This window comes from Paenibacillus monticola, from assembly GCF_009664975.1.
GTDB classification, from domain to species: Bacteria; Bacillota; Bacilli; order Paenibacillales; family Paenibacillaceae; genus Paenibacillus_AQ; species Paenibacillus_AQ monticola.
In genome coordinates this window covers 51,676-61,958 of the sequence record NZ_WJXB01000022.1, presented here as the reverse complement: position 1 = coordinate 61,958, position 10,283 = coordinate 51,676, and the positions used below count along the sequence as shown (strand labels likewise).

Sequence of the window (10,283 nt, the reverse complement as noted above, 5' to 3'; positions counted from 1 at the left end):
TAATATATCATATTCATTCGTGTAATGCAAGCACTTTTTTTATTTCATTTTCGTGCTCGGCGTTGATGTCTCTCGGCCGGACTTAGAATATATCATGATTGGAGATCCATTGCAAGCTTTATTTGAAATGTAATTCAATCCAACTCTAGCCAAGGAAAGCCATTGCAAACAGCTTCCCTTGCTGTTGTTGTATTATCCACGAATCAGCTCAAATTATTCAGCTGCACGGTTACGCATATGCGGGAATAGCAATACGTCGCGAATTGATGCAGAATTAGTAAGCAGCATAATCAGACGGTCAACTCCGATACCCAACCCGCCTGTAGGAGGCATACCATATTCCAGAGCGCGGATGAAATCCTCATCCATCTCATGTGCTTCATCGTTGCCTTGCTCTTTTTCCTGAATTTGCGCCTCGAAACGCTGACGCTGGTCGATCGGGTCGTTGAGTTCACTAAAGGCATTTGCGTGCTCACGCGCCACAATAAACAGCTCAAAACGGTCGGTAAAGCGCGAATCCAGTTCGTTCTTTTTAGCAAGTGGTGAAATTTCAACTGGATGTCCTGTCACAAATGTAGGCTGAATCAACGTTTCTTCTACAAATTGCTCAAAGAAGGCGTTAAGGATATGTCCGAAAGACATGTGCTTCTCGACTGGCACACGGTGTTCCTTAGCTAGAGCCTGGGCTTCCTCATCCGTCATCTGCACACTGAAATCGACACCCGTTACTTCTTTGACAGCATCGACCATAGTCACACGGCGCCAGCCTGGTGTCAGATCTACTTCCTGACCTTGGTAGTTCAATTTCTGAGTTCCCAACACTTCTTGAGCAATATGAGCAATCATACTCTCTGTCAGATGCATGATGTCCTTGTAATCCGCATAAGCTTCATACAGTTCAATCATGGTGAACTCTGGATTATGACGCGTTGACATTCCTTCGTTGCGGTACACTCGGCCGATTTCGTACACTTTCTCCAAACCGCCAACAATAAGACGTTTGAGATGCAGCTCAATAGCAATTCGCATGTACAGCTGCATGTCTAATGCATTATGGTGCGTAATGAACGGACGTGCAGCGGCGCCGCCGGCAATGGAATGCAGTGTAGGTGTTTCGACTTCGAGATATCCTAGTGAATCCAGATAACGGCGCATCGCTTGAATGATCCGTGAGCGGGCAATAAAGGTCTGCTGTACTTCCGGATTAATAATCAGATCAACATAACGCTGGCGATAGCGCAGTTCCACGTCCTTAAGACCGTGGTATTTCTCTGGGAGTGGAAGCAATGATTTGGACAAGACTTCAAGGTTGTGTACTTTAATTGAGGTCTCCCCTGTTTTGGTCTTGAATATAACTCCGCGAACTCCGATGATATCGCCGAGATCCAAAATGCGGAATGCAGCGTATTGCTCTTCGGGAATAGCATCTTGACGAACGTAAATTTGAATCTTGCCACTAAGGTCCTGCAACTGTGCGAAGCCGGCTTTACCCATACCGCGTTTTGCCATGATACGACCAGCGATGCTGACTTCAACGGCTAGCTCGTCCAGTTCCTCTTTGGTCTGCCCATCATACTTGGACATAAGATCTCCAGCGTTAGCCGTACGCTCGTACTTTTTACCGAATGGATCAATACCCAATCCACGCAGCTCGTCCAATTTGGCACGGCGGATTTGCAGCAGCTCACTAAGTTCATTCTCTGAAATGTCCACGTTGTTTATTTCTTCGGTCACACTCTTCATCCCCTTTAAATCTGTATGTCATATACACAAGAAGAAACGGCTTAGCTGCCCTTTTAGGGACGCATCCGTTCCTCTCTACACCCATATTTTCTTAATGATATCAAGAAAAAAACTAAGCCATCCTTTTATATCGACGGCACCCGTTTCTTCGAAAAATATAAGGATAAGTTATCGTGTGAAACCTATAAATTCTTATATTTTGAAAAAAGCTTCCCTAAGGAAGCTTTCCCAAACCTGTTTCCTCTACAGCCGATTATACCTCTAAACGGGTATACATAAAGCAGTAAGTCAATTTACAAACGCTCAGGTCAGTAAAAACACTACATTCTGATATCAAGAATTTTATATTGAATAACGCCTGCAGGAACACTAACGTCTACGACGGTGCCCTTTTTCTTACCAATAATAGCTTTGCCTACCGGACTTTCGTTAGAAATCTTATTCTTCAATGGATCCGCTTCGGCCGAGCCGACAATCGTATATTCCATAACATCGCCATATTCCATATCCTCAACACTTACGGTAACGCCGATACTCACTACATCGGTAACGATTTCGTCGCTATTGATGATGCGCGCGTTGCGAAGCATCTTCTCCAGAGTGATCACGCGTCCCTCAATAAAAGCCTGCTCGTTCTTCGCGTCTTCATACTCCGAGTTCTCACTGATATCTCCGTAGCCAATCGCCACCTTAATCCGTTCAGCCACCTCGCGGCGTTTCACAGATTTAAGCATCTCCAGTTCTTCTTCCAGACGTTTTAGCCCGCCCGGCGTAAGGATGACTTCTTTATCGCTCATCTCAACCGATTCTCCTGTCGTATACAATTATTGAAAACACCATACTATATGCGAATCTGGGGGGATAAGAACCCTCCATGTTGCATTGCTCCTGCTGTAACGGCGATTTTATACTGAGAAATTATATTGGAACCGCTACAAAATGTCAATGATACCCCATATATTGTTCAGTGTAATCAACTAAAGTTCGGAAAATAACGATTATACCGCCGAAAGGGACGCCTCAGAACTCCCACCGCGTGCTTCGTCATACTTTATCTGTTCGACAAAATCCAGCAAAATCTTCACCATTTCGTCGCGCTTCGTACCTTCCATGATAACGTCCTTCACACGGGCCCCAGATTTTAAGCCCTTCAAATACCAAGCTAAATGCTTCCGCATCTCGCGAACGGCTACGTATTCACCCTTAAGATCAATCAAACGGTCCATGTGAAGAATCGCGACCTTCATCTTCTCTTCAAGTCCAGGTTCAGGCATAAGCTCGCCGGTCTGCAGATACTGTATCGTCCGATATAACATCCACGGATTACCGAGGGCCGCACGCCCAATCATAACGCCGTCACAGCCCGTCTGATCCAGCATAGCCCGGGCATCTTCAGGTGTATTCACATCACCATTACCGATAACAGGAATCGAAACGGCCTGTTTAGCCAGTCTAATATAGTCCCAGTCGGCATACCCCGTATAAAGCTGCTCCCGAGTTCGACCGTGTACACTGACTGCTTTGCCCCCAGCACGCTCAACTGCACGTGCATTTTCCTCGACAAAAATATGCTCGCTATCCCATCCAATACGCATTTTTACAGTGACGGGCTTATCAACAGCTTCTACAACTGCAGACACCATTTCATATATTTTCTCAGGATTCAGCAGCCAACGCGCTCCTGCATCACATTTGGTGACTTTCGGCACAGGACAACCCATATTAATGTCGATAATATCTGCATTCGTCTCTTTATCGACTACTTTCGCCGCTTCTACTAATGACTCTCGATCTCCGCCAAAAATCTGCAAACTTAGCGGTTTCTCCCGATCGTCCACAAACAACATTTCCCGCGTGCGCGGATTTCCATGCAGAATAGCCTTATCACTTACCATTTCCGCACAAACCAATCCTGTACCAAATTCCTTAGCAATCAGGCGAAACGCTGGATTGCATACGCCAGCCATCGGTGCCAGAACAACCTGATTCTTCATTTCAATGTCGCCAATCTTTAGCATTTTATCACTTCCTTATTCTCTTTCATGTTCTTATGAGGAGGGATTCGCCAACTCTTGGGTCGTTACCTCGAGAACATTCGCAATTTTATCTAAAATTTGATCTTCTAGCCGTCTGTTACCCCTCTCAACTGCACCAAGCACAGCTAAGGAAATTCCGGTACGATCTGCGAGTTCCTGTTGGGTGAAGCCTTTTAGCTTACGGAATGCCCTGACTCGCCGTCCCATACGCTTGTTGTCCACAGTCGAATTCCTTCTTTCCCATCTATGTCTTGGAGCGCTGTTGTAACTAGCTTGCGGAGTCCGAAGTGTTCATCCTGTGGTACGATATCGCTGAGTGGAAAAAGTACAAAGGCCCGCTCAAACATCCGTGGATGCGGCAGCGTTAAATGCAGCGTATCAAGGGTTAATCCTTCTATCCACAACAAATCCAAATCTACAGTTCTTGGTCCATAACGGATATCCCGGGTACGACCAAGCTGTGTTTCGATCTCTAACATAACTTCCAATAAGGCATCTGGTGCCAGTGTTGTGCGCAATGCGGCCGCCATATTCAGAAACTGCGGCTGATCCAAATAACCGACTGGTTCTGTCTCGTATACCCCCGAGCAGCGGATAACCTTAATTTCATCGTGATTATCCAACCTGTGCAAAGCTTCCTTCAGGGTTCCTTCACGGTCGCCCAAATTGGCCCCTAAAGCAATATAAGCCTCTGATTCCTCAGAGGTGGAATGTATATTCATGGATGGGTTCTCACTTTCTCGTTCTGCGTAGCTCTACAGTCACTCCCTGAAAATGAATGTCGAACGGCGGATGTGGCTTGGTCACTTTGACCGTTACTGCATTGATAATAGTATAAGTGTCCAGTACAGAGGTTGCAATATATTCTCCCAAAGCCTCGATCAGTTTAAAGGATTTTTTTTCGACAATATCTTTAACAAGCCCATGCACTTCTGCGTAATTCACGGTTTGCTCCAAATCATCGTTGAGGCCAGCTCCCTGCAAATCAAGCTCCAGCTCCAAATCAATGTAATAGCGTTGGCCCAGCTTACGTTCTTCTTCAAAAACACCATGAAACCCGTAGTATTCCATCCGGTGCAATGTCATTTTGTCCATAGGATAACCGCCTTTATTGTGTGATAGTCTTCATTAATCTGCTGTAATTGGATTGGCATATAACATGGCATCACACATTAGGACGGTACGCTTAATTAGCGACACATCGTGCACCCGCACAATCTGACAACCCTGGGCTATGCCAAACGCTACTGTAGCAGCCGTTCCTTCGACAACATCGTCCGACGGCAGATCCAGCGCGGTGCGGATGAATTTTTTGCGAGACGTAGCCAGTAGCAGCGGATAGCCCAACTCCGTTAAGATGTCCAGAGACATCATGGCTCTAAGGTTCTCATGATAGTCCTTGGCAAACCCTATGCCCGGGTCCAGTATGATGTTGCTTGGTTTAACGCCTGCGGCTAATGCAAGATTTACACTTTCGAGCAGATCGTTAGACATATCCGAGATTAGGTCAGTATAGTTTCGATCATGGCGATTGTGCATCAAAATAATTGGGCAATCCGCCTGCGCAGCTATATTCGCCATTTCCGGATCAGCTTTACAGCCCCACACATCATTGATGATATGCGCCCCTGCGGCTATGGCCTGACGCGCTACTTCTGCTTTGTAAGTATCCACTGACAGCGGAAGATGAGGCGCGGCACGATGAATGCTCTCTATGACAGGCAGAATACGGGACAACTCCTCTTGCACCCCTACCGGCTCATGACCGGGTCGTGTAGATTCACCACCTATGTCAATGATGTCTGCCCCCTCTGCAGCCATGCGCAGCGCATGCTCCACCGCTCTGTCAGGATCAGCCCACAAGCCTCCATCCGAAAAAGAATCCGGCGTTACATTGAGGATACCCATAACTAACGTACGCGCTCCTAGCTCCAACTGTGTATTTCCGCAGCGGTACGTCCGCTTATATATAACCGGTCTCAAAGTTGTAGTTCCGTCCTTTCTCTATATAGAGTCATTAATTTCTTTGTAAAGCTTCCGCAGCTGCCTTTGCCTACTAGGAATCGCTCAGCTTGTTGCCACAGCGCAGTAACAGGAACAATTTCCTGTATGGAATTCGTCAGAAATACTTCATCGGCTGCCTTCAGCTGCTCCCAGTCATACAATCCTTCTTCTACTTGGAGTCCTGTTGCGAGGGCTAGCTCCATTACCATTTCCCGGGTAATTCCGGGCAGAATTCCGGTAGCTATATCCGGTGTGTAGAGTGAACCATTCTTCACAAAAAAGATGTTGCTGACGATCCCCTCGGCTATCATCTCTTGCGCGTTCAGCATAAGTCCCTCCGCTCCATTAGCCGCGGATGCATAACTGGAAAGCTCACGTTTGGCCAGAATATTGTTCATATAGTGCAATGACTTGAAACGCACCGGACCCTCCGGTGTATTACGCCGCAAAGATAACAGCTGCAATTCTTTGCCGTGACTATAAAGCTCATCCGAAAAATGCGGTAGCTCTTTGATATAGAGCAAATGATTGGGTTGATGGTAATCACCTGCTGGCAGTCCAAGAATATCTTCACCAGCCGTTACTGTGTACCGTATATATGCTTCCTTCAAATCATTCTTGTCCATAACTCGCTTCATCCAGTCTTGCAGACCTGCGGAATCCAGCTCGAACGGTATACCCAGTTGCCTGCAGCCCTCTGCCAACCTGTCCAAATGTCGCTCCAGTAGGAACGGGACTCCTCCATAGGTGCGAAAAGTCTCGAATAAACCTATGCCGTACAAAAAACCGTGATCCATGGCAGAAACCTTGGCATCCTTGGCGTCAATCACGCCATTATTGAGACCTATATAATTCATGCTGGTTCCCCAGCTCTCCGTTTCAGAAAATTGCTCAGTATCGTACGACCATGCTCTGTAATAATGGACTCCGGGTGAAACTGTACGCCTTCAATTGGGTACTCTTTATGGCGTAGCGCCATAATCTCACCTTCTGCGGTTTCTGCAGTAATCTCGAGACAATCTGGCAAGCTCTCACGCTCAACGATCAAAGAGTGGTATCTGGTTGCCGTAAATGGAGACTCCAACCCTTCAAATACAGATGTACCGTTGTGATGAATAGATGAAGTCTTGCCATGCATTAAACGCTCGGCACGAATAACATTGCCGCCAAAGGCCTGGCCAATGGCCTGGTGTCCAAGACATACTCCGAATATCGGAATGATGCCTTTGAAGTGATGCAGCAATTCCAGACTGATCCCTGCTTCATTAGGCGTACAGGGTCCTGGAGAAATTAATATATGGTCTGGTGCCAGCTGTTCAATCTCCTCTATACTGATCTCATCGTTACGGTATACCTTAACCTCTTGACCAAGTTCACCTAAATACTGTACCAGGTTATACGTAAAGGAATCATAGTTATCAATGACTAAAATCATGGTATTACTCCCCCTTCGGCGCCGTCGGTATTCGGGATTCCTGCTGGCTTTCACTGCAGAGAACTGCCTTTACTACCGCTTTGGCTTTATTATGGCATTCACGGTACTCGCGGTATGGATCCGAATCGATCACTATACCCGCGCCTGTCTGGATATAACCAATCCCATCCTTCACCGCCAGTGTTCGTATAATGATATTTAATTCCATATTGCCGTTATAGTCAATCCAACCCATAGATCCCGTATAGGGTCCGCGCCGAACGGGTTCCAGCTCCTCAATGATCTCCATCGTCCTTACCTTGGGCGCGCCGGTAATCGTCCCCCCCGGAAATAAGGCCGCCATCACATCATAAGCATCCTTACCAGGCGCAATCCGGCCCTCTACCTGTGATACGAGATGCATCACATGAGAATAGCGCTCTACGGTCATTAGCTCCGGCACGCTGACAGAACCGTATGCAGCGACACGTCCGATGTCGTTGCGCTCCAGATCGACAAGCATGATATGCTCGGCGATCTCTTTGTCGCTCCCGCGCAGCTCCGCCTCCATGGCGGCATCCTCCGCGAGAGTCATTCCCCGGCGCCGGGTCCCAGCGATGGGCCGGGCACTTATGTTGTCCCCGTGCAGCTTGACAAGCAGTTCGGGCGAAGCGCTGGACAGCGCAAAGCCGGGAGAGCGCAGCAGCCCCATGTACGGGGACGGGTTGAGCTTGCGCAGCCATTCGTAGACATCCTCCGGCGATGACTTCAGCTGCGCCTCCTGACGCAGCGACAGGTTCACCTGGAATACATCGCCTTGGCGGATGTATTCCTGAACGTCGAGTACCGCCTGCTGAAACTGTTCGCGGGAGAATGCCGAAGTCATACCCGGCCATTCTCCTGATGCAGCAGCATGAGCTTCAGTAGCCTTTTCACTGTCTTCCTGCAGGCCCGGGGCTGAAGATATGAGCTGCCAATGTTTCAGCATCTCCTTCGTCTGCTCTATAGCACTTAAATAGATGCTTTTTAAGTTCTCATTAGAGCTCTCGGCTGGAATCGGCATATGCACTGCACAATAGAGCATGTCCTCTTCATGATCATAAATCCATACCTCCTCTAACCTTATGAACAGATAGTCAGGAAAGCCGGCATCATCTAGTGTAAGAGAGGGCAGATGCTCCAAAGAGCGGACTACATCATATCCAAGAAAACCGATACATCCGCCAAGGAAAGGAGGGATTTCAGGATTTAATAATCGCGGAGAGGTAAATCCTGACATCCAATGCTGCAGCAGATCTAGTGGTTGTCCTTGCAGCATTGTTGCTTCGTACATAGCATTTGTAGCTTCAAGATAAGGATTAAAGTGCTCGGCATTCCCTCCCTTGCCCTTCAACACAGATATGGGCCTTAGGCCTAAATACGTGTAGCGCCCACCCTTACCACTCTCTAATACTACAGAGTATGGCGAGGATATTTCCCAAGCCGTCTTCCAGGATAAGGGTGGCCCACCAGTGCTCTGCGGTGATTTTATAATTAGCGGGAGTGTGCTCCAGTCTTCTGTCGCCCACTGCTCCCAATCATCCCATGCCGTTATGATCTCCAAATCCATCCTCCTACAAGTTTTATGGAGTTTACACTTCCTTGAATTCACTTCGCAATAAAACTCGCTTCGTAAGCATTCGCTTCGTTTTATGGAGTTTACACTTCCTGAATTCGCTTCGCAATAAAACTCTCTTCGTAATCATCCGCTTAGTTTTATGGAGTTTACACTTCTTTGAATTCGCTTCGCAATAAAACTCGCCTAGTGGGCATTTGAGTCACCAATAGTATATTGCCTGTCAGTATACTGCACTTAAGGCCTCTTTGAAAAGCCCGGACGGCAAAAAAAGAGCCTTCAACACCACTATAAGAGTGGAAATGAAAGCTCTGCTCTGAATGAAATGATCTCAACAATTATACTTCAAAGTTATACAGCGGTGTGCTCAGGTAACGTTCACCGTTACTTGGGATTATAACTACAACCTTTTTACCTGCGCCCAGTTCCTTGGCAACCTTAAGCGCCGCGAATACAGCTGCACCTGAAGAAATACCCGTCAGGATACCGTCTTCTTTGGCTACACGACGTGCAGTTTCAAACGCTTCATCGTTCTCAACATGGATGATTTCATCATAAATATCCTGGTTAAGAATGTCTGGGATAAAGTTAGCACCAATACCCTGAATCTTGTGTGGGCCTGGCTTGCCACCTGCCAAGATTGGTGAAGCAGCTGGTTCTACAGCATAGATCTTCACATCTGGATATTGAGCTTTCAGAACTTCACCAGCACCAGTAATCGTGCCGCCTGTACCGATACCAGCAATAAAAGCATCCAACGGTCCGCCTATAGACTCAATTGCTTCTACGATCTCAGGTCCAGTTGTTTCGCGGTGAATTTTCACGTTTGCTTTATTCTTAAATTGTTCAGCGAGGAAATATTCCGGGTTCTCGCTTAGAATTTGTTCTGCTTTCTTAACTGCACCATTCATACCTTCTGATCCTGGTGTCAACACCAGTTCCGCTCCATAGGCTCGCAGCAGGTTACGACGCTCCAAACTCATGGTTTCTGGCATTACAATAACCGCCTTATAGCCCTTTGCTGCAGCTACGAGAGCAAGACCAATACCTGTATTGCCGCTAGTTGCTTCTACAATTGTTCCGCCGGGCTTCAAAAGACCATCTTTCTCAGCCTCTTCCACGATGCTTATAGCAATGCGGTCTTTTACACTTGAGCCTGGGTTCTGGTATTCCAGCTTCAAATAGATATCTGCGTAACCTTCCGGCACAACACGGTTCAAACGGACGAGCGGAGTCCCACCGATTAGATCAGTAATATTGTTGACGACTTTAGCCATGAGCAAAAACCTCCTTGAAATAATAAACAGATAGGAATGCGTAACTTGTGACAGAAGTCTTTAGCATATGAGTCCAGGTGTGGATGAGACAGCAGCTTATCATCTTATGGGGACGACAGATCTTCACCGGGATATTCAACGCCGCAGCGGCCAAGTTATAACGCTGTTCGGCGGTTAAATTATCGTCCGCCGTT

The 10,283-nt window shown here is 47.2% G+C and carries 11 protein-coding genes; all 11 read right to left on the bottom strand.

The window, feature by feature from the left end; genetic code table 11:
- Nucleotides 1–213: 213 nt before the first annotated feature.
- Complete coding sequence (gene lysS / locus GJB61_RS30275) at nucleotides 214–1,734, bottom strand: lysine--tRNA ligase (RefSeq protein WP_338116201.1); 1,521 nt, start codon at nucleotides 1,732–1,734, stop codon at nucleotides 214–216.
- A gap of 329 nt (nucleotides 1,735–2,063) precedes the next feature.
- Entirely contained in the window at nucleotides 2,064–2,540 is a 477-nt protein-coding gene (gene greA, locus GJB61_RS30270) for a transcription elongation factor GreA (protein WP_154122735.1), read from the bottom strand.
- 201 nt (nucleotides 2,541–2,741) lie between these two features.
- On the bottom strand, nucleotides 2,742–3,761 hold the full coding sequence (gene dusB / locus GJB61_RS30265) for a tRNA dihydrouridine synthase DusB (RefSeq protein ID WP_154122734.1): 1,020 nt from the start codon (nucleotides 3,759–3,761) through the stop codon (nucleotides 2,742–2,744).
- 30 nt (nucleotides 3,762–3,791) lie between these two features.
- On the bottom strand, nucleotides 3,792–3,986 hold the full coding sequence (locus GJB61_RS30260) for a helix-turn-helix domain-containing protein (RefSeq protein WP_154122733.1): 195 nt from the start codon (nucleotides 3,984–3,986) through the stop codon (nucleotides 3,792–3,794).
- On the bottom strand, nucleotides 3,953–4,501 hold the full coding sequence (gene folK / locus GJB61_RS30255; protein ID WP_154122732.1) for a 2-amino-4-hydroxy-6-hydroxymethyldihydropteridine diphosphokinase: 549 nt from the start codon (nucleotides 4,499–4,501) through the stop codon (nucleotides 3,953–3,955). Before folK ends, GJB61_RS30260 begins: the two co-directional genes overlap by 34 nt.
- A 10-nt stretch (nucleotides 4,502–4,511) precedes the next feature.
- Nucleotides 4,512–4,874 (bottom strand): dihydroneopterin aldolase, encoded by a 363-nt coding sequence (folB, locus tag GJB61_RS30250; RefSeq protein ID WP_154122731.1) that lies wholly within the window; start codon nucleotides 4,872–4,874, stop codon nucleotides 4,512–4,514.
- 33 nt (nucleotides 4,875–4,907) lie between these two features.
- On the bottom strand, nucleotides 4,908–5,762 hold the full coding sequence (gene folP, locus GJB61_RS30245) for a dihydropteroate synthase (RefSeq protein ID WP_154122730.1): 855 nt from the start codon (nucleotides 5,760–5,762) through the stop codon (nucleotides 4,908–4,910).
- Nucleotides 5,759–6,640, bottom strand: coding sequence for an aminodeoxychorismate lyase (gene pabC / locus GJB61_RS30240; RefSeq protein ID WP_154122729.1), 882 nt, complete (start codon nucleotides 6,638–6,640; stop codon nucleotides 5,759–5,761). The genes folP and pabC overlap by 4 nt, the downstream gene beginning before the upstream one ends.
- Entirely contained in the window at nucleotides 6,637–7,218 is a 582-nt protein-coding gene (gene pabA, locus GJB61_RS30235) for an aminodeoxychorismate/anthranilate synthase component II (protein WP_154122728.1), read from the bottom strand. The genes pabC and pabA overlap by 4 nt, the downstream gene beginning before the upstream one ends.
- Before the next feature lie 4 nt (nucleotides 7,219–7,222).
- Nucleotides 7,223–8,806, bottom strand: a complete 1,584-nt coding sequence (locus GJB61_RS30230) for an anthranilate synthase component I family protein (RefSeq protein WP_154122727.1) — start codon at nucleotides 8,804–8,806, stop codon at nucleotides 7,223–7,225.
- Nucleotides 8,807–9,150: 344 nt separating this feature from the next.
- Nucleotides 9,151–10,089: a cysteine synthase A gene (gene cysK / locus GJB61_RS30225; RefSeq protein WP_154122726.1), complete on the bottom strand. Its 939-nt coding sequence runs from the start codon at nucleotides 10,087–10,089 to the stop codon at nucleotides 9,151–9,153.
- Nucleotides 10,090–10,283: the final 194 nt, after the last annotated feature.

Bases quoted from the DNA above. Each gene is read 5' to 3' on its own strand.
- dusB (WP_154122734.1), bottom strand. From the start codon at position 3,761: ATGCTAAAGATTGGCGACATTGAAATGAAGAATCAGGTTGTTCTGGCA.
- GJB61_RS30230 (WP_154122727.1), bottom strand. From the start codon at position 8,806: ATGGATTTGGAGATCATAACGGCATGGGATGATTGGGAGCAGTGGGCG.
- pabA (WP_154122728.1), bottom strand. From the start codon at position 7,218: ATGATTTTAGTCATTGATAACTATGATTCCTTTACGTATAACCTGGTA.
- cysK (WP_154122726.1), bottom strand. From the start codon at position 10,089: ATGGCTAAAGTCGTCAACAATATTACTGATCTAATCGGTGGGACTCCG.
- pabC (WP_154122729.1), bottom strand. From the start codon at position 6,640: ATGAATTATATAGGTCTCAATAATGGCGTGATTGACGCCAAGGATGCC.
- folK (WP_154122732.1), bottom strand. From the start codon at position 4,501: ATGAATATACATTCCACCTCTGAGGAATCAGAGGCTTATATTGCTTTA.
- GJB61_RS30260 (WP_154122733.1), bottom strand. From the start codon at position 3,986: ATGGGACGGCGAGTCAGGGCATTCCGTAAGCTAAAAGGCTTCACCCAA.
- greA (WP_154122735.1), bottom strand. From the start codon at position 2,540: ATGAGCGATAAAGAAGTCATCCTTACGCCGGGCGGGCTAAAACGTCTG.
- folB (WP_154122731.1), bottom strand. From the start codon at position 4,874: ATGGACAAAATGACATTGCACCGGATGGAATACTACGGGTTTCATGGT.